The following is an 18778-nucleotide window of genomic DNA, read 5'->3' on the forward strand; positions in this document are numbered from 1 at the left end:
CTCCAGCCACCTTGTCCCCAGCCACCTTGTCTTCAGCCACCGCCACCCGCGGCTGGCGGCGCTAGCGGCTCATCCTGGCCGCCAGGGCCGCTCCCACCCGCTGCACGTGCGCGTCGCCCGACGGGTCCAGCCCGGTCAGCGCCGCCACCCTGCGCAGCCGGTAGTCCACGGTGTTGGGATGCAGGTGCAGCGCCTCGGCCGTCGCCCGCCGGGACCGCCCGTGGCGCAGATGCACCTCCAGCGTGCGCAGCAACTCGGGATGCGCGTCCAGCGGGTCGAGCAGCGCCGCCAGCGCCCGCGAGGCCGCCGTGGGCCGGGTGAGCTGGTACTCCAGCAGCACGTCCGACAGCCGGTAGAGACCGGGACCGCGGCCGAACCAGCCGACCACGTCCAGCACCTCCCTGGTCAGCCGCATCTGGTCGGGCACCTCGGCCGGGGCGGCATGGGCAGCCGCCGCGGTCACCGGGCCGCGTCCGGCCTCCGCCAGCCGTACCACCAGAAGTTCGAGTCGCTCCCACGGCCCCGACCAGGGCAGCAACGCGGTCCCCGCGGGCCGGTCGAAGAGCGTGCCGGGCGCGAACGCCTCCAGCTCACGCTCGATCCTGTGCAGCTTGCGCCGCGTGGCGAGCGTGCCGCCCTCGCCCGCCGACAGCGACAGGACGGTGTAGGCCGGGGCCAGGCCGTCCACGTGCTCGCCGCCGAGCAGGGCCGACAGCAGGCGGTGCCGTTCGTCGCGCTCCTCGGCCGACAGCCGGCTGCGTTCGTCGAAGTAGGCGGAGGTGACCACCTCGGTGACCCGCCGCGTGTAGTCGAGGATCAGCTCGGTGCAGGCGAGCACGTCGGCCAGGTCGTCCGGCCCGGCCCGCTCGGTCAGCGCCCGCCAGGTCCCGGCGAAGGCCAGGTGGTAGGCCTCGACGAGGGCGCCGGGCGGCATGCCCTGCTCGGCGCCCCTGATCGCGGTCTCGGCGACCCGGCCGCCCGGCTCGGCGGGGACCGCGCGCTCGCGCAGCGCCTCCGACAGCGCGAGGAGGTTCTCCTCGACGAGCGCGACGATGTCGTGGGCCACTTCCCCGGCGGGCAGGTCGCGGTACTGCTCGACGTCGGCCAGCACCCGCGCCACGAGCACCCGGGCCAGCCGGGCCCGCTCGCGCGCCAGCCGGCGGTGCACGCTGACGCCGCCGATCATCAACTCTTTGTCATCGGTCACAACGAACTCTGCGAATCGCTCCAATAGATTCCTCGGTCCGGCCATTCAACTATGTAACGCATGACAACGCCCAGGGTAGGCCTCGCGGAGAAGGCCGGCTTCTTCGCCGGCAACGTGGGCAACATCGTGTTCAGCACGACGATCAACTCGTTCCTGCTGATCTACCTCACCGACGAGATCGGGCTGGCCGCCGCCGCGGTGGGCACGCTGTTCCTCGTCGCGCGCATCGTCGACGGCGTCAGCGACCCGGTCATGGGCTACGTGGTCGACCACCTGCCGGTCACCCGCTGGGGCCGCTTCCGCACCTACCTGCTGGTCGGTGGGGCGGTGGCCGCCTTCAGCTTCGTCGCGCTGTTCCTGGCCCCCGCCTTGTCGCCGGCGCCGCTGGTGGCGGTCTGGGTGGCGTACCTGCTGTGGGGGTTCGCCTTCGACCTCATGGACATCCCGCTCAACTCGCTGATCCCGGCCATGGCCACGCATCCCGGCGACCGCCGCCAGCTTTCCGGCATCAAGGCGTTCTCCTACCTGTTCGGCGGCGCGGTGGTGACCGCGGTGGCGCTGCCGCTGGCCGACCGGGCCGGCTGGCCGGCGTTCGTGGTCGGGCTGGCGGTGGTCTCGCTCCTGCTCACCTCGCTCGCCGCGACCAGGGTGCGGGAGCGCGTCACCCCCGTCCGCCAGGAGAGGTACGGCTGGCGCGACCTGGCCACCATGCTGCTCGCCAACCGGGCCGTCGTCATCCTGCTCGGCACCGTCATCGCGCTGACCGCGGCGAGCGGGGCACGCAGCGCGGGCATGGCCTACTACTTCACCTACTTCGTCGGCGACCGCGGCCTGATCGCCGTCGCCGCGCTGGCCACGGTCGTGCCGACGGCGCTGGGCACGATCGTCTTCCCCTGGCTGGCCCGCTTCCACGGCTACAAGGCGACCTTCGTCGGCGCCCTGGTCCTGGAGGCGCTCGCGATCGGCGCCCTGCTGCTCGTGCCCGCCACGGCCTGGCCGCTGGCCCTGGTCGCGCTCGGCGTGACCGCGTTCGGCGGCGGCGGCGCGCTCACCATGATCTACGTGGTCGTCGCCGAGCTCGTGGACTACGTCGAATGGCGGCACGGCTACCGCGTCGAGGGCGCGATGGCCTCGCTCGGCTCGTTCGCGGCCAAGGCGGGCGGCGGCATCGGCGCGGCGCTGACCGGCTACACGCTCGCGATGACCGGCTACCTGGCCGGACAGCAGCAGACCGCCGAGGGACTGCGCGGCATCGTGCTGGCCCAGTCGCTGCTGCCCGGCGGCCTGGCCCTGCTGGCCGCCTTGGTGTTCGCCCTGTACCCCATCTCCCGGCAACTGGCCACGCGGGTGGCCGGTGACCTGGCCCAGCGAAGGGAGTCCGATGCCGTTTCTGCCCGGTAGGTGGCGTGGCCAGTGGATCTGGTCGCCTCGCCCCACGATCCGCCCGGCCGCCCGCGGCTCGCTGCTGCCGGAGGCGTACGACCGGCGGGTGTTGTTCCGGCGCGTGTTCACGCTGGACGAGGTCCCGGACAGCGCGCCCTTCCGGGTGACGGCCGACTCCCGGTACGTCCTCTACGTCAACGGGACCGAACTGGCCCGCGGACCGGTCCGGCACGGCCCGCGCGCGCTGCACTACGACACCGGCGACGCCGCGCCCGCCCTGCGCGTGGGCCGCAACGCCGTCGCCGTCCTGGCCCGCTTCTACGGCCACGCCACCCCGTGGTGGGAACCGTCACCCCCGACCTTCACACTCGGCGGCGGCTGCCTGGTCGCCGAACTGCGCCTGGGCGAGGGATGGCGGGGCGAGGTGCGGCGGGGCGAGAAGCGGCTGGGTGAGGAGTGGCTGGTCACCGACGAGACCTGGACCTGTCACGAGCCGACCGCCTGGACCCCGGCCGAACCCAAGCACCACCTCCTCTCCCAGCTCCCCGAGATCTTCGACGCCAGGAAGCTCGCCCCCGACTGGACACTCCCCGGCCACGACGACACCGCCTGGGTGCCCGCCCAGGTCATCGAGGCCCGCGCGGTGGTCGGCGGCAACCCCGACCCCCACCCGCCCTCCGACCCGTTCGGCGCACTCCGCCCCCGCCCGATCCCACCCCTCACCTCCTCGGTACGCCAAGCCAGCCTCAGCCCCGATCTGGTGGCTGACTTTGGGCAGGTGGTCAGTGGGACGTTGCGGCTGGCCGTGCGAGGACCGGCGGGGGCGGTGGTCACGGGGGCGGTGGCCGAGGTCGTGACCCCGGCCGGACTGGAGATCGCCAACCGCTTCGCCTACACCCTGCGCGGCCACGACGACGTCTTCGAGATGACCGACCCGGTAGGCGGCAGGTACGCGGTGCTGGAGGTCACCGGCGGCGCGGAGGTGGACACGGTGGAGGTGGTGGAGCGGCTGCGCCCACGCCCGCCGGGCCCGTACTTCACCTGCTCCGATCCCGAACTGGACGCCGTCTTCCAGGCGGCGCTGCGTACCGTGGACCTGACCGCGCACGACGTCTACATCGACTGTCCCACCCGCGAGCAGCGGGCCTGGACCGGCGACTCGGTCGTGCACCAGTCCGTGGACCTGGTCGCCAACCCCGACTGGAGCCTGGCCCGCCACCACCCCGTGCTGGCCGCGCAGCCCCGTCCCGACGGGATGCTGCCGATGGTGGTCGCCGGTGACTTCGCCGCCCAGGACCTGCCGACGATCCCCGACTGGTCGCTGCACTGGATCAGGTCCGTGCACAACCTCTACCGCTACACGGGCGACCGCTCGCTCGTCGCCGGGCTGCTGGCGACCGCGGAGGGCGTGCTCCGCTGGTTCCTGCCCTTCCGTGGCGACGACGGGCTGCTGCACGACGTCACCGGCTGGGTGCTGATCGACTGGTCGCCGGTGCAGGTGCGCGGGACGAGCGCCGCGCTCAACGCCCTGTGGGGCCGGGCGCTGGCCGACTTCGCGGAGATGGCCGAGTGGCTCGGCGATCTCGGCCGAGCGCTGTGGGCGCGCGACCTGCACGTCGCCCTGGCCCGCGGCTTCGAGCTCTTCTGGGATGTACGGCGCGGCGCCTACCGCGACCACCTGCTCACCGGATCGGTCAGCGAGCACACGGCCGCCGCGGCGGTCTGCGCGGGACTGGTGCCCGGCTCCCGGCGGCCCGCGGTGCGCGACCTGCTCCTGGACCGCCGGGCCATGTTCACCCGCAGCCCGATGGGGGCCAGGGGCGCCGACCGCGGCGGCCCGCTCGCCACCGACCCGGTCAGCCTGCGCGCCGCCCCCGACTGGGACGTGGACCGGCGGGTCGTGGGGGCGCAGCCGTTCTTCCGCTACGTCGTGCACGACGCGCTGGCCCTGCTGGGCGCGGCGGACCGGATCGCCGAGCTGTGCCGCGACTGGACCGCGCTCACGGAGGCCGGGACCTTCCGCGAGTGCTGGGACGGCGGCTCCTACTGCCACGGCTGGTCCGCCACGCCCGCACGCGACCTGCTCGTCCACACCCTGGGGATCACGCCGGCCGAGCCCGGCTACGCCAAGGTGCGGGTGGCGCCCCGGCTGGGCGGGCTGGCGTGGGCGCGCGGGGCCGTACCGTCGCCGCACGGTCTGATCGAGGTCGCGGTCCACGGCACGGAGGTCGAGGTGGACGCCCCCGTGCCGGTGGAGATCGTGCGTCCCTAGGAGGTCAGACCACCGCCCCCGACCCCTCGCGGGTACGGCGGTCGCGCGGCTTGGGCGGCGCGGGCGGCGGCTGCTTGCTGCGGCGCTCCAGCGCGATGGCCGTCGGCCCGGCCACGAACGACGACGACAACGTCCCCACCACGATGCCGATGAGCAGCGCGATCGCGAAGTCGCGCAGCGAGTCGCCGCCGAAGACCGCCAGGGCCGCGAGGATGAACAGGGCGCCGAGCCCGGTGTTCACCGTGCGCGGCACGGTCTGCAGGATCGCGCCGTTCACCACGTTCGGGAACGGCGCCTTCGGACTGGCCGTCCACATCTCCCTGACCCGGTCGAAGACCACCACCTTGTCGTTGACCGAGTAGCCGACGATCGTGAGCATCGCGGCCAGGAACACGCCGTCGATCGGCTTGCCCAGCCAGGCGAACGCGCCCAGCACCAGCAGGGCGTCCACGAACAGCGCGCCCACCGCCGCCGCCCCGAACGTCCAGCGGAAGCGCACCGCCAGGTAGACGAGCTGGGCGGCCAGCGCCACGCCGAGCGCGATGAGCGCGTTGCGCCGCAGCTCCTCGCCGAGCGAGGGCCCGATCAGCTCGTCGCGCAGCTTGGTGACCTGGCCGAGCGACTCCTGGATCTTGGCCGCCTCGTCGGCGGAGATCTGGCCGGTACGCACCGAGATGGCGTCGTTGGACGACTGCACGACCGCGTTCGGGAAGCCCGCGTCGGCGACCATCTGCCGCGCGGCGTCCGCGGCGACCGGCCTGCTCGTGGCGAACTCCATGATCCGCCCGCCGGTGAACTCCACGCCGAAGTTCAGCCCGCGTACGGCCAGCCCGGCGAACGCCAGCACCAGCAGCCCGCCGGCCACCGCCAGCCAGAGCTTGCGCCGGCCCATCAGGTCGGGGTTGCGCGCGGTCAGCCACAGCCGGATCCGGCCGACCGAGCCGAGCCCGGAGAGCTTGGGCGGCACCCTGTCGATGATCCATTGGGCGAGCACGCGGGTGATGAGCATGGCGGAGATCAGCGAGGCCAGCACGCCGATCGACAGCGTCACGCCGAAGCCCTTCACCGGGCCTGACGCCAGCCAGAACAGCAGGCCGGCGGCGAGCAGGGTGGTGACGTTGGAGTCGGCGATGGCGCTCCAGGCGTTCTTGAAGCCCCGGTTGAGCGCCTGGCCGAGGCCGCTGGCCCTGGGGCCCTTGGCGCGGGTCGCGCCGGCGGCGCCGTACTCCTCCCTGGCTCTTTCGAAGACCAGCACGTTGGCGTCGACGGCCATGCCGATCGCCAGCACGAACCCGGCGAGACCGGGCAGCGTGAGGGTGGCGCCGAGCGCGACGAGGGCCGCGTAGGAGATCAGCGCGTAGGTGGCCAGGGCGAGCGCCGCCAGCAGGCCCACCAGCCGGTAGATCACGATGATGAACAGCGCGGTCAGCGCCACGCCGACGACGGCGGCCTTGGCGCTGGCGGCGATGGCGTCGGCGCCCAGCGTGGGGCCGACGGTCCGCTGCTCGACGATCTCCAGCGGCACCGGGAGGGAACCGCCCTTGATCAGCACGGACAGGTCGGTGGCCTCCTGGGCGGTGAAGTTGCCGGTGATCGAGGTACGCCCGCCGGGCATGCCCGCCCGGCACGGCGTCTCCTGGACCACCTCGGGCGAAGAAATGATCTTGTTGTCCAGCACGATCGCGACCCGGCGCTTGGGGTCGCCCATGGGCTCGCAGGCGGCGGCCCCGGTCAACTGCTGCCAGGGTCCGGGCTCACGGAAGTCCACGGTCACGAACCAGCCGGGCCCCTGCTGCGGGTCGGTACGCGCGCCCGCGTCGGTCACCCCCTCGCCGGTGATGACCGCGGGCCCGAGCTTGAGCTTCTGGCCCGACTCGTCCGGCAGGCCCTTGCCGGAGTCGTCAATGCTCTCCACCGCGTGGAAGGAGAGCTGCGCGGTCCGCCCGATCACGTCGGCGGCCTTGCGCGGGTCGAGCACGCCGGGCAGCTCGACGATGATCCGCTTCTCGCCCGAGCGGACCAGCGTCGGATCGACCACGCCGAGCGCGTCGGCACGGCGCTGCAACACCTGCAGCGCCCGGTCGGTGGCGGCGGCGTCCGCCTTGACGGTCGGCGAGTCCCTCGCCTCGAACACGAGCTGCGTGCCGCCGCGCAGGTCCAGCCCGAGCCGCGGCGACATGGTGAACGCCAGGAACAAAGAGGTCGCGATGACGGCCAGCGCCGCCACCGCGCGCCACAAGGGCGCACGTGACATGGATGCCTCCACAGGCTTGACGCCGAGACGACCGCGCGGGCCCTCGGCAGGGAAAAAGGAAGATCAGGCGCTGTGGAGTGGCGGCGCGCGGGCGGGATGGGCGCGCGGACGCTCGGCCGCGGGCACGTCGTGGTCGCCGCCCGCGCGGGCGAGGCCGCGCGCCAGCCGTACGTCAAGAGCCCTGGGCGGAGGTACGGCCAGCCCGCCGAACCCATGATGCGAACCGGCGTCCGCGGCGGCCTTCGGCTTGCCCGGTTGCGGGGCCGCGTGCCGGTGGCCGCTCTGGTCCGGTGGGGCGGCGCTGACCTGGGCGGAGATCGCCAGCACGTGCTGTGCGGGCAGGCCGCCACCCAGGAAGATCGTGGACAGCACGAGGAGCACGGCGGCGGACAACCGGCTCCTCATGCGTTCACCGTACCCCGGACCGGGTAGCAGGGACCCCGTGAGGCTGACCTATACGAGCGACCTTTGGTGGAAGAACGCCGTCATCTACTGCCTGGACGTGGAGACGTTCAAGGACGGCAACGACGACGGCATCGGCGACTTCCGCGGGCTCACCCAGCAGATCGACTACCTGGCCGGGCTCGGCGTGACGTGCCTGTGGCTGATGCCGTTCTTCCCGACGCCGAACCGGGACGACGGCTACGACGTGACCGACTTCTACTCCGTCGACCCCAGGCTGGGGACGCTCGGCGACTTCGTGGAGTTCATGCGGACGGCCAAGGACCGCGGCCTGCGGGTCATCGCCGACCTCGTCATCAACCACACCTCGGACCGGCATCCGTGGTTCGTCGACTCTAGATCCGGCCGGGACGCGCGCCTGCGCGACTGGTACGTCTGGTCGGACGAGCCGGAGCCCGACGACCCGAAGCAGATCGTCTTCCCGGACAAGGAGGACAGCGTCTGGGAGTGGGACGAGGGTTCCGAGCAGTACTACCTGCACAGCTTCTACCGGCACCAGCCGGACCTGAACGTGGCCAACCCCGAGGTGCGCGACGAGCTCGTCCGGGTGCTCGGCTTCTGGATGGAGCTCGGGCTGTCGGGCTTCCGGGTGGACGCGGTGCCGTTCGTCATCGAGAACGTCTCGCCCAAGCTGGCCGACCCGCACGACTTCCTGGCCGACCTGCGGGCCTTCATGAGCCGCAGGGAGGGCAGCTCGATGCTGCTCGGCGAGGTCAACGTGGCCTATCCCGACCTTCTCCGCTACTTCGGCTCCGGCCTGGGCGACCAGCTCACGATGTGCTTCGACTTCATCGGCATGCAGCGGACCTGGCTGGCGCTGGCCAGGTCCGAGGCCGCGCCGATCGCCGAGGCGCTGCGTGAGCGTCCGAAGCCGCCCAAGGACTGCCAGTGGGCGGTGTTCCTGCGCAACCACGACGAGCTGACCCTCGACAAGCTGACCGATGACGAGCGGGAGGAGGTCTTCGCGGCGTTCGGTCCCGAGAAGGACATGCAGATCTTCGGCAGGGGTCTGCGGCGGCGGCTGCCGACGATGCTCGGCGGCGACCTGCGCCGGATGAAGATGGCTTACAGCCTGATGTTCTCGCTGCCCGGCACGCCGGTGCTCTTCTACGGCGAGGAGATCGGCATGGGCGAGGACCTCTCGGCCGAGGGCAGGATGGCGGTGCGCAGCCCGATGCAGTGGTCGGCGGAGGGCGGGTTCTCGCCGGCCGAGCCGGTGCGTGACCTGCCCGACGGCGCCTTCAGGCCGGAGCGCGTCAACGTGGCCGACCAGAAGCGCGACAACGACTCGCTGCTGCGCTGGATCCAGTTGCTCATCGAGCGCTACCGCGAGTGCCCGGAGCTGGCCTGGGGTGAGTGCACGGTGCTGGACTCGGGGCACCCGTCGGTGTTCGCGCACCGCTGCGACGCCGCCGGCGCCACGGTCGTGGTGGCGCACAACCTGTGCGACAGCGCCACCGACGTCAAGCTCCAGCTCGACGGGCTGGAGAACCACCTGCTCACCGACCTGCTGACGGACGGCACGCTGGAGGTCTCGGCGAAGGGGCTGGCGGAGGTTCCCATGGATCCGCACGGGTGCCGGTGGTTCCGTGCCTCGCCGGCGGAGGTCCCGCCCGAGGACGCCTCGGCCAAGGCGCGATGAGTAGGGGCTACTCATGCGGGGTTAGCGGTATGCGAGCAAGCTCCGGATATGGCAAAGATGTCTGTGAGCAAGGAATTCCTGCGCCTTCTGCGCCGCCGCGAGGAGTACACGCCGGCGGCCAAGATGTTCGCCGAGGTGTACGGCCCCGACCCGAGCCCCACGCTGGCGAAGATGGTCACCGAGGCCAACGCGGCCTACATCGTCAACCGGGTCCTGTCCGGCGAGGACCGCAAGGAGGCCGTCGCAGAGGTGTCCGCGTACGTGACGGAGATCATCGACGACTGGTGCGGCACGCCGCCGAAGATCAAGTTCCCGCCGATCCCGTGGCCGGTCGTCGGGCTGCCGGCGCGGTCCCGGTCCGCGCTGGTCGAGCTCGCCAAGATGCGCCTGGAGCCCGCCGACTACGTGGAGGCCGCCGTCGCCTACCAGGCGGTCAGCGACGACCTGGCCGCCGAGGAGCCTGAGCTGGCCGAGCGGGTGGCGAAGATGGCCCAGGAGATGGCCGCCTTCGGCACCGCGCACATCGACATCTGCGTGCACGTGGACGTGGTGGTCTGACCTGGCTCGCGGTACGTCCGGGCGGCGGAGGAGGGGGCCGCCCGGCCGTACCCGCTAGGCGAGTTCTTCGAAGAGGGTGAGCTGGAGTCCGGCGGGGCCTTCCAGGCGGGAGTTCAGGGAGTTCCACGGGGTCCTGGTCGGCTCGGCGACCAGGGTGGCGCCGGCGTCGGTCAGCTCGCGGGTGACGGCAGGGGAGTCGTCCACCTCGAAGGCGACCCTGATGTGCCCGGCCACCCGCCTGCCCACCTCGACCTCGTCGATGAAGTCCGCCTGGTTGGGGTCGGCGATCTCCAGGGTGGCCCGGCCGGCCTCCAGGATGGTCACGCGGCCGTCGGGGGAGGAGTAGGCGGCGCGCTCGGGCAGGCCGAGCGCGTCGCGGTAGAAACGCACCGCCTCTTCGTAGTCCTCGGCGGTCACGACAAGTCGCAATTCACGTACCTTCATGGGTCAAAGGTAAGACGGACCGGTCACGCGGTGACGGAAGGTCCACCACACCCACGCCTGCGCGGCGACCAGGAACGGGATCAGGACCAGGATCACCGGCGTCAGCCAGGCGTTGGCCGCCTGAAGGTGGAGTCCGGAACCGGCCAGCAGGCCGACCGCCGCCAGGGCGCCCCCGGTCAGCGCGTACGTGCGCAGCTCGCCGTCGGCAGGGGAGAGCACCCTGGCCCGCGCCCGCAGCGTCCCGGTCAGCCGGAGCGAGGCGAACGCCAGCCCGTGCGTGCCGAACAACGCCGCCACCGCCAGCGCCGGCACGACCGCGGCCGGCCAGGAGACGTCCAGCAGCAGCGCGCTCAGCAGCGTGCCCCACGCCAGCGCCAGCCCCCAGCTCCCCGCCACGACCGCGCCGTCCCAGAACGCCTGCCAGCGGGCCCCCGGCAAACGTCCGCGCAGCCAGAGGCCCATGTCGCGGACGATCCACGCGGTCAGCAGCCCGACGACCGCCAGGAAGTTCGGGCCGCCCATCAGCGCGCCGTCGGCGTGGGGGAACAGCCCCGCCAGCACGCCGGCGCTCGCCACCAGCCACACCTCGTTGCCGAGGAAGAAGGGCGCGATCGCGGCGATCACCTCGCGCCGCTCCCCGACGTCCCTTCCCAGGTACGGCAGCAGCATCCCGACCCCGATGTCGGCCCCGGCCAGGATCAGATATCCGATGGCGAAGAAGCCCAGAACGAAGATCTCCATGGTCGCGTCCTTTCAGAACGTCGGGGCGGGGTGGGCCGGGACGGGCAGTTCGGCGGCCCCGAGCGCGGCGGCGTCGGGACCCCGGCGGGCCTGCCGGGCCAGCAGCCAGTAGTTGAGGACGATCAGCGCGCCGAACAGGCTCGTGAACACGATCAGCGAGATCCGCATCTGCCCCGCGCTCACCGGCGAGACCGCCTCCGAGGTGGGCAGCAGCCCGTACACGGCCCACGGCTGGCGGCCCATCTCGCGGAAGATCCAACCGGCGATCATCGCCGCGAACGGCACCGGGATCATCAGCGTCAGCGTCCAATGCCACAGCCTGAACCCGCGCACCACCGGCCTGATCAGCATGAACAGGAAGCTCGCCGCCGAGAAGAACAGCATCACCGCGAACAGGATCATCATCGTCATGCCCGCCCCCTGCACCCACCCGATCGGCGGCAGGTAGTCGCCGGGCCCGAACCGCGCGACCATGTCGGCCTGCGCGCGGGCCATGTTCTCGGCCACGCCCGACCAGACGGCGATCTTCGCCGGCTGCAGCGTCTCGAAGCCCAGGCCGCCGAAGGTCGCGGTGACCAGCGTCGCGGGCAGCGCCACCGCGACGCCGATCCGCAGCGACTTGCGGAAGAAGTCCTGCTCGGTGGTACGCCGGCGCAGGTGGTAGGCGCTCACCCCGGCCATGAAGAACCCGCCCACGACCATGGCGCCGCCCAGCACGTGCCCGAAGGCGACCAGGGACGCCGGGTTGGCCACCAGGGCGCCGAAGTCGACCAGCTCCATCACGCCGCCGGTCATCCGGTAGCCGACCGGGTTCTGCAGGAAGCCGTTGGAGATCAGGATCCAGAACGCCGACGCGTACGCCGTCAGCGTCACCACCCAGATCAGCGACAGGTGCGCCCAGCGGTTCAGCCGGTTCCAGCCGAAGATCCACAACCCCAGGAACGTCGACTCGACGAAGAACGCCACCAGCGTCTCGATCGCCAGCGCGGCGCCGAACACGTTGCCCGCGAACTCCGTCAGCCCGCTCCACGACAGGCCGAACTGGAACTCCATCACGATGCCGGTGACGATGCCCATCGCGTAGTTGATGACGTAGAGCTGACCCCAGAACCGCGTCATCCGCAGGTGAACCGGGCTGCGGGTCAGCGTCGCCCGCGTCTGGATCACCGCCACCAGCGTGGCCAGGCCCAGCGTCAGGGCGACGAACAGGAAATGCGCCCCTGCCGTGAGGGCGAACTGCAGCCGGGCGAGCTCAACGGTGTCCATGCCGGAACCATCCCGGTACGGTCACCGCTCTCGCGTCATGCTCCGGCGGGCACCTGGCCCGCAACTTTCACGGTGTCGGTACGACCCGGCGTACCACTCAGGGAGTAAGCCAGCCCGGCGTGATCATGCCCGCCTCGTACGCCAGCACCACGAGCTGGGCGCGGTCGCGCAGGCGCAGCTTGGTCATGATGCGGCTGACGTGCGTCTTCGCGGTGGCCGGGCTCAGCACCAGCTTCCCGGCGATCTCGTCGTTGGACAGGCCCGCGGCGACCAGCACCATCACCTCGCGCTCCCGCTCGGTCAGGGCGTTCAGCTCGGGCCCCGGCTCCGGGCGCTTCACCCGGCCGGCGAACTCGGCGATCAGCCGTCGCGTGACCGACGGGGCGATGAGCGCGTCGCCCCTGGCCACGACCCTGACGGCGTGGATGAGCTCGGCTGGTTCTGTGTCCTTGACCAGGAAGCCGCTGGCGCCCGCCTTGAGCGCGCCGTAGACGTAGTCGTCCAGGTCGAACGTGGTCAGGATGATCACCTTCACGCCGTCCAGCCGGGGGTCGGAGACGATCTGGCCGGTGGCCTCCAGGCCGTCGAGCTCGGGCATGCGGATGTCCATGAGCACGACGTCCGGCCGCAGGTCCCGCGCCTTCTCGACCGCCTGGACGCCGTTCGCGGCCTCGCCGACCACCTCGATCTCGTCCTCGTCGGTCAGGATCGACCGGAACCCGGCCCTGACCAGGGTCTGGTCGTCGGCGAGCAGCGCGCGGATCATCGCTTTCCGTCCTGTGCTTGAGTGTCCTGTTGTCCGGTGGGGTTTTGGCGGGCGGTGCCGTTCCGCTGGGGTGGGGTGTCTGTGGGGAGGCCGGCGATGGGGAGGGTGGCGACCACCGCGAAGCCGGCGCCGGTGCGGGGTCCGGCCTCCAGGGTGCCGCCCAGTGCGGTGGCGCGTTCGCGCATGCCCTGCACGCCGAAGCCGCTGCCGTCGGTGTAGACCGCGCCCGGCCCATCATCCTCCACCCTGATCACGATATTTCGTGATGAGCGGTTGATGGTGAGGGTCGCGTGATCTGTGCCGGAATGGCGGGTGACGTTGGTCAGCGACTCCTGGATGATCCGGGCGGCGGCCAGATCGACCTGCGCGGGCAGCCCCTCCAGCCCGCCCGCGACCGTCACCGCCACCTCCAGCCCGGAACGTTTCACCAGTTCGTCCAGGCGCTCCAGGCTGTCGGCGGGGGCGGTGGGCGCTTGCTCGTCCACCTGGCGCAGCACCCCGAGCGTGGTCCTGAGCTGCCTAAGCGTCTCCTTGCTGGTGTCCTTGATCGTGCGCAGCGCGGTCTCGGCGTCCTCGGGACGCTTCTTCAGCCCGTGCAGCGCCGCCCCGGCCTGCACGTTGATCAGGGAGATGTTGTGTCCCAGGACGTCGTGGAGCTCGCGGGCGATGCGCAGGCGTTCCTCGGTCTCGCGGCGCCTGCCCTCCTCCTCCTTGGTGTGCTCGGCATCGAGGGCGCGTTGCTCGGCCTCGTGCTGGAAGGCCCGCCGGTTCCTGGTCACCCCGCCGAACGCGATGGCGGCCACCACCCAGCCGCCGATCATCACGAACTGCGAGTCGTCCACGTGCCGCGTCTCGCCCAGCTCGCCGATGCCCATCCCGAGCACGGAGGCGGCTCCCGTGGCGATCGCCGCGATCAGCCGTCCCTGGTCGGCCGCGTTGTACAGGGCCACTAGGAAGAGCAGGAGGAGCGGGCCGTCGAGGCGGGCGTACGGATAGTAGAGCGCCGTGCACACCGCCGTCGTCAGCAGCGCGGCCACCGGAAGGCGGCGCCGCAGCAGCAGCGCGGCGCTGGCGATCGCGGGCAGCACGAAGTCGAGGACGTTGGGCGGCACCTCGGGACGCATGCGCCAGGTGAGCGCGGTCCCCCCGATCAGGGCCGCGATCACGGCGATCGACGCCCACGTGCTCGGCTGCAGCCTGTGCATCTGCCCATTGTGTACGGCTTCGCCGCCTGGTGGGTAAGTGAGAGGAATGACCATAAAGGGGGAACTCCAGCAGGTGGACGAGGATCTGGCCAGGTTGCGCCAGACGGCGTTGGAGCTGCGGGAGCAGATCGGGGACATGGGGGCGACCGACCAGGTCGAGCGCTCCCAACTGCTGGAGATGGCCGACGGCCAGGACCGGCTGATCACAGAACTCGAGGGCCGACGCGAGGACCTCCTCCGCCGCCTCCAGCAGGAACCAGGCTGACCCCGCCCCTCCGCCTACCGCCTCCAGAACCGGGATCCGGACCAAGCCGGATCGGCCTCGGGCCGGCCCAGGTGACCCTGGGCTGCCGGGGAGTGGCCTGGGCCGACTCGGGACACGATCGGGCTTGGGCGAACGCTGGTCGCGGCGGCGCAGGATCGGGCCACGGGCGAGCCCGGGCCCGGCGCGGGGAGCGGGCGGCACGGACCGAGGAGACGGCGGAGCGGACCATGGGCAGAGGGCAGGCAGGGATGGGGGTGGTTAGGGCTGGGGTGGCGGCGGGGTGGGCCTGGCAAGAAGGTCTAAGGGGCTGGTCAGGGGAGGGCGGGGGCCTCGGCGTGGGGTTTGCGGAGTGGGGCGCCGACCTCGTGCAGGTGGCGGAGGGCCTGGCCGTAGGAGTCGAGCAGGCCGGTCGTCAGGTAGTCCACGCCGACCTCGGCACAGTAGCGCTCGACGATGGGCTGGGCGTGCCGCAGGTTGACCGCCGGCATGTTCGGGAAGAGGTGGTGCTCGATCTGGTAGTTGAGCTGGCCGGTCGCGATGTCGGTGAACCAGCCGCCGCGTACGTTGCGTGAGGTCAGGACCTGCTTGCGCAGGAAGTCGAGCTTGACGTCGCCGGTGAGGACGGGCATGCCCTTGTGGTTGGGGGCGAACGTGCATCCCAGGTAGATGCCGAAGACGCCCTGGTGGATCACGAGGAAGAGCAGGGCCTTGCCGAACGGGAGGATGGTGAAGACCAGGCCGAGGTACCAGGCGGCGTGGGCCACGAGCAGCGTCAGCTCCAGCGCCCGGTTGCGCATCGACGGCTTGGTCAGCGCCTTGAAGCTGGCTATGTGGAGGTGCCACGCCTCCAGGGTGAGGAGCGGGAAGAACCAGTAAGCCTGATATTTCGCGATAAATCGGGGCAGCCCGCGGCTCCGCTCCACCTGCTCCGTCGACCAGACGATCACCGCGGGTGAGACGTCGGGGTCGTGGTCCTCGTGGTTGGGGTTGGCGTGGTGCCGGTTGTGTTTGTCGGTCCACCACGCCCAGCCGAGGCCGATGCCGAGGTTGCCGACCAGCCGTCCGGAGATCTCGCTGGGCCGCCTGGTCCTGAACACCTGCCGGTGCCCGAGGTCGTGAGCCAGGAACCCGATCTGGGTGAAGACCAGCGCGAGCAGGACGGCGACGCCCATTTGCCACCATGAATCGCCGACCCACACGAACAGGGCCCAGCCGCCGAAGAAGGCGAGGCCCACCAGGCTGCCCCGTACGGCGTAGTACACGAGCCGCCGGTCAAGCAGACCGGCCTCCGTGATCCTCCGAGCCAAGCGCGCGAAGTCGCTTCCTCTGATCTCTGTAGTCACGCCCCAACAGTGTCCTATTCGCGGCACATAGGGAAGATCATCGCCGACCAGACCGTCTTTCCCCAGCTAGACCCCCACCCCGCCCGCGCGCGCCGTGCCGTCAGAGCTCGTCGGCTCTCGCGAGCAGGGCGTGGCGTTCCGCTTCGCTGTGAGTGCTCTCTGCGGCCTGCCGGAACAGTACGGCGGCGCGTTCCCGGTCACCGGCGCGGGCGGTCAGGTCGGCCTCGGCGGCCGGCAGCAGGGGGTGGTCGCCCAGGGCCCCGCTCGACCGCAGTCCGGCCAGAAGGGCCAGCCCCGCGGGCGGGCCGAAGGCATATCCGTGGGCCACCGCCCGGTTCAGCTCGATGACCGGGCTCGGCTGCAGGCGTACCAGATCGTCGTAGCATGCGGCGATCAGCGGCCAGTCGGTCTCCTCCAGGGAGGGGGCGGTGGCGTGGCAGGCGGCGATTCTGGCCTGCAGCGTGTAGGGGCCCGGGTCGGTCAGTCTGGACAGGATGTCGGTGGCCTCGTGGATGGCGAGGTGGTCCCAGCGGGTTCGGTCCTGGCGGTCGAGGGGGGTCAGGCGGCCCTCGGCGTCCCTGCGTACGGCGCGTCGTGAGTGCTGGAGCAGGAACAGGGCCAGCAGCGCGGCCGCCTCCTGCTGCTCCGGCATCAGCGCGGTCAGCAGCCTGGCCAGCCGGATCGCCTCCTCGGCGAAGGCGGGCTCGCCGTCGGCGTTGTAGCCCTGGGTGAAGAGCAGGTACAGGACCGCCAGCACCCCCGGCAGGCGTTCACCCAGCGCCGCCCCCGCGGGCACCCTGTAGGGGATGCCCGCGTCGGAGATCTTGGTCTTGGCCCTGGTCAGCCTCCTGGTCATGGTCGACTCACTGACCAGGAAGGCGCGCGCGATGTCGCCGGTGGGCACCGCGCAGATCGTGCGCAGGGTCAGCGCCACCCGCGCCTCCATCGCCAGCGCCGGATGGCAGCAGGTGAAGATCAACCGCAGCCGGTCGTCCACGACCTCCTCCTGAGGCACCTCCTCGGTGGCGGCGCTCAGCGCGAGCACCGCCAGCTCTCTCAGCTTGCGCCGCTCGACGGTGGCCCGCCGCAGCACGTCGAGCGCGCGGTTGCGGGCCACCCTCATGAGCCAGCCTCCGGGATTGTCCGGTACGCCCTCACCTGGCCAGCGATCCAACGCCACAGCCAGCGCCTCCTGCGCGCTGTCCTCGGCCAGCGTCCAGTCGCCGGTGATCCGGATCAGCGCCGCGACGATCCGAGGGTACGCCTCGACAGCAGCCTCAGAAGCGGCCTCAGAAGCGGCCTCGGAGGCGGCTTCGGAGGCCGCATCCGAAGCCGCCCCGGAGACTGCCTCGGATGCGGCCCCGGATTCTGCCTTGGAGGCGGGCCGGGTGGGATCGTTCATCACAGGTCGATCAGCGGGCGGATCTCCAGGCGGCCGTTGCGCGCCATCGGGTGCGCCCGTGCGACCTCGATCGCCTCGTCCAGGTCCGCGCACTCCAGCAGGTCGAACCCGACGATGACCTCCTTGGTCTCCGCGAACGGCCCGTCCGAGACCAGGAGCTCCCCGTTGCGCACCCGGACCGTGGTCGCGCTCGACGGCGGCGCGAACGCCGAGCCGTCCAGCCGCCGCCCCGCCCGGTCGTTCTCCGCCACCCACACCTCGATGTCGGGCTCGGGGGCGGTGTCGGTGTCGGGCTGGGTGTCGCTGCAGACGAACATCATGTACTTCATCGTTGTCCTCCTCGGTGTGACTTCACCATGGTGACGATCGGCGGCAGCCGTACCGGACAAGGGCGGGGAAGATTTTTCACGCCATCCGGAGCCGCCGGTAGTGGCGGGTGTCCCAGACGGCGACCATGATCAGGATGACCAGCGACCCGATGCTCAGGACCAGCGGCGGCACGACGGGCACCAGGATCACCGCCACGGCGAACACGCACAGCGCGGTGATCGCGGTCAGGCGGGGGACGGACAGGGTCCCGAAGACGATGTACTTGAACCAGGTGTGGCCGGCGAGGTAGAGCGCGGGCCCGCCGAGGGCCGTGAGCACGGTCGGCAGGTCGGCGTGGCCGCCGGGATGGGCGATGACCAGTTCGTCACCCACGGCCGAGACGATGATCCCGAGCACCATCGGGATGTGCGCGTAGGTGTACGCGGAACGGCCCAGCCTGCCCGGATCGTCGGAGGACTCGATGCGTTCGGCGGCCAGGTCGGCGGTGAGGTCGAAGTACACCCACCACATGGCGACGCTGCCCAGCAGGCAGATGGTGAACGCGGCGAACGTCGCGGGGTTCGGCGTGGATCCGGCCAGCGTGGCGCCGGTGACCAGGATCGACTCGCCGAGCGCGATGATGATGAACAACTGGCACCGCTCGGCCATGTGCGCGCCGTTGATCTGCCAGTCGTGGGTGGAGGTGCGGCCGATGACCGGGGTGGGGAAGCGGATCATCGGCGCGCCGTAGTCGAGCAGCAGCGCGATGATCCACAGCACCGCCTGGGCGGTCCCGCCCAGCAGCGCGCCGGTGATCCAGAACACCGCGGAGATCAGGAACCAGAAGCCCACCCCGATGAAGACCTTCTGCAGCCCGGTGCCGGCGGTGGCCCAGATGACCACGGCGGTCCTGCCGCACTGGATGGCCACGTAGGCCAGCGCGAACCACAGCGCCCGGTCCCCGAACGCCTGGGTCACCGAGGCCGCCATGATCAGGCTGCCCAGCATCAGTCCGCCGAGCATGATGCGGATGACCGGGTGGTTGGGGTCGCAGTAGTTGGTGGTCCAGGTCGTGTACATCCAGGCCCACCACACGGCCAGCGTCAGGAACAGCGCCTGCGCGCCGCCCAGGGCGGTCGGGTGGTCCAGCAGCAGGTGCGAGAGCTGGGTGACGGCGAAGACGAAGACGAGGTCGAAGAAGAGCTCGAAGGGGGCCACCCTCGGCCCCTCGGCGCCGTGGTTTCTGATGGCCCTCATCG

17 protein-coding genes are annotated in these 18778 nt (G+C 71.3%); 5 read left to right on the forward strand and 12 right to left on the reverse strand.

All coding sequences use genetic code 11. The features are described 5' to 3' along the window. Positions 1-61: 61 nt before the first annotated feature. A complete protein-coding gene (locus tag ACIBEJ_RS29905; protein WP_397186195.1) occupies positions 62-1207 on the reverse strand; it encodes a PucR family transcriptional regulator in 1146 nt (381 codons plus the stop codon). A gap of 60 nt (positions 1208-1267) precedes the next feature. Here ACIBEJ_RS29905 and ACIBEJ_RS29910 point away from each other — a divergent pair, with 60 nt between their 5' ends. Then, the gene (locus tag ACIBEJ_RS29910; RefSeq protein ID WP_397186196.1) at positions 1268-2608 is read left to right on the forward strand and encodes an MFS transporter; all 1341 of its coding nucleotides are present in this window, start codon (positions 1268-1270) and stop codon (positions 2606-2608) included. Further along, positions 2589-4862, forward strand: a complete 2274-nt coding sequence (locus ACIBEJ_RS29915; RefSeq protein WP_397186197.1) for a family 78 glycoside hydrolase catalytic domain — start codon at positions 2589-2591, stop codon at positions 4860-4862. Before ACIBEJ_RS29910 ends, ACIBEJ_RS29915 begins: the two co-directional genes overlap by 20 nt. A 4-nt stretch (positions 4863-4866) precedes the next feature. Here the strand turns inward: ACIBEJ_RS29915 and secD are convergent, their stop codons facing one another. Together secD and ACIBEJ_RS29925 are read right to left on the reverse strand one after the other, a co-directional pair. After that, on the reverse strand, positions 4867-7116 hold the full coding sequence (gene secD, locus ACIBEJ_RS29920) for a protein translocase subunit SecD (protein ID WP_397186198.1): 2250 nt from the start codon (positions 7114-7116) through the stop codon (positions 4867-4869). Positions 7117-7179: 63 nt separating this feature from the next. Beyond that, on the reverse strand, positions 7180-7521 hold the full coding sequence (locus ACIBEJ_RS29925; RefSeq protein ID WP_397186199.1) for a hypothetical protein: 342 nt from the start codon (positions 7519-7521) through the stop codon (positions 7180-7182). Between the two features lie 37 nt (positions 7522-7558). Here ACIBEJ_RS29925 and ACIBEJ_RS29930 point away from each other — a divergent pair, with 37 nt between their 5' ends. Together ACIBEJ_RS29930 and ACIBEJ_RS29935 are read left to right on the forward strand one after the other, a co-directional pair. Further along, positions 7559-9220, forward strand: a complete 1662-nt coding sequence (locus ACIBEJ_RS29930) for an alpha-amylase family protein (RefSeq protein ID WP_397186200.1) — start codon at positions 7559-7561, stop codon at positions 9218-9220. 63 nt (positions 9221-9283) lie between these two features. Further along, positions 9284-9778, forward strand: a complete 495-nt coding sequence (locus ACIBEJ_RS29935) for a hypothetical protein (protein ID WP_397186201.1) — start codon at positions 9284-9286, stop codon at positions 9776-9778. A gap of 54 nt (positions 9779-9832) precedes the next feature. Here ACIBEJ_RS29935 and ACIBEJ_RS29940 read toward each other — a convergent pair whose 3' ends face one another. The 5 genes from ACIBEJ_RS29940 to ACIBEJ_RS29960 form a co-directional block, all read right to left on the reverse strand. Further along, positions 9833-10222, reverse strand: a complete 390-nt coding sequence (locus tag ACIBEJ_RS29940; RefSeq protein WP_397186202.1) for a VOC family protein — start codon at positions 10220-10222, stop codon at positions 9833-9835. Between the two features lie 3 nt (positions 10223-10225). Continuing rightward, positions 10226-10963, reverse strand: coding sequence for a cytochrome d ubiquinol oxidase subunit II (locus ACIBEJ_RS29945; RefSeq protein WP_397186203.1), 738 nt, complete (start codon positions 10961-10963; stop codon positions 10226-10228). 12 nt (positions 10964-10975) lie between these two features. Continuing rightward, the gene (locus ACIBEJ_RS29950; RefSeq protein WP_397186204.1) at positions 10976-12229 is read right to left on the reverse strand and encodes a cytochrome ubiquinol oxidase subunit I; all 1254 of its coding nucleotides are present in this window, start codon (positions 12227-12229) and stop codon (positions 10976-10978) included. Between the two features lie 97 nt (positions 12230-12326). Further along, complete coding sequence (locus ACIBEJ_RS29955) at positions 12327-12995, reverse strand: response regulator (RefSeq protein WP_397186205.1); 669 nt, start codon at positions 12993-12995, stop codon at positions 12327-12329. After that, complete coding sequence (locus ACIBEJ_RS29960; RefSeq protein WP_397186206.1) at positions 12992-14200, reverse strand: sensor histidine kinase; 1209 nt, start codon at positions 14198-14200, stop codon at positions 12992-12994. Before ACIBEJ_RS29960 ends, ACIBEJ_RS29955 begins: the two co-directional genes overlap by 4 nt. A 46-nt stretch (positions 14201-14246) precedes the next feature. Here ACIBEJ_RS29960 and ACIBEJ_RS29965 point away from each other — a divergent pair, with 46 nt between their 5' ends. Beyond that, positions 14247-14465 carry a hypothetical protein gene (locus ACIBEJ_RS29965; RefSeq protein WP_397186207.1) on the forward strand — a complete coding sequence of 73 codons (219 nt, stop codon included), beginning with the start codon at positions 14247-14249 and terminating at the stop codon, positions 14463-14465. Between the two features lie 311 nt (positions 14466-14776). Here ACIBEJ_RS29965 and ACIBEJ_RS29970 read toward each other — a convergent pair whose 3' ends face one another. The 4 genes from ACIBEJ_RS29970 to ACIBEJ_RS29985 all read right to left on the reverse strand — a co-directional run bounded on the left by ACIBEJ_RS29970 (position 14777) and on the right by ACIBEJ_RS29985 (position 18776). Continuing rightward, on the reverse strand, positions 14777-15808 hold the full coding sequence (locus ACIBEJ_RS29970; RefSeq protein WP_397186208.1) for a fatty acid desaturase family protein: 1032 nt from the start codon (positions 15806-15808) through the stop codon (positions 14777-14779). Between the two features lie 100 nt (positions 15809-15908). Then, positions 15909-17210: an RNA polymerase sigma factor gene (locus ACIBEJ_RS29975; RefSeq protein WP_397186209.1), complete on the reverse strand. Its 1302-nt coding sequence runs from the start codon at positions 17208-17210 to the stop codon at positions 15909-15911. Beyond that, the gene (locus tag ACIBEJ_RS29980; RefSeq protein WP_397186210.1) at positions 17210-17539 is read right to left on the reverse strand and encodes a YciI family protein; all 330 of its coding nucleotides are present in this window, start codon (positions 17537-17539) and stop codon (positions 17210-17212) included. Before ACIBEJ_RS29980 ends, ACIBEJ_RS29975 begins: the two co-directional genes overlap by 1 nt. Positions 17540-17615: 76 nt before the next feature. Then, positions 17616-18776: a low temperature requirement protein A gene (locus ACIBEJ_RS29985; RefSeq protein WP_397186211.1), complete on the reverse strand. Its 1161-nt coding sequence runs from the start codon at positions 18774-18776 to the stop codon at positions 17616-17618. Positions 18777-18778: the final 2 nt, after the last annotated feature.

The sequence above is a fragment of the Nonomuraea sp. NPDC050790 genome (genome assembly GCF_044456745.1).
GTDB lineage: Bacteria > Actinomycetota > Actinomycetes > Streptosporangiales > Streptosporangiaceae > Nonomuraea.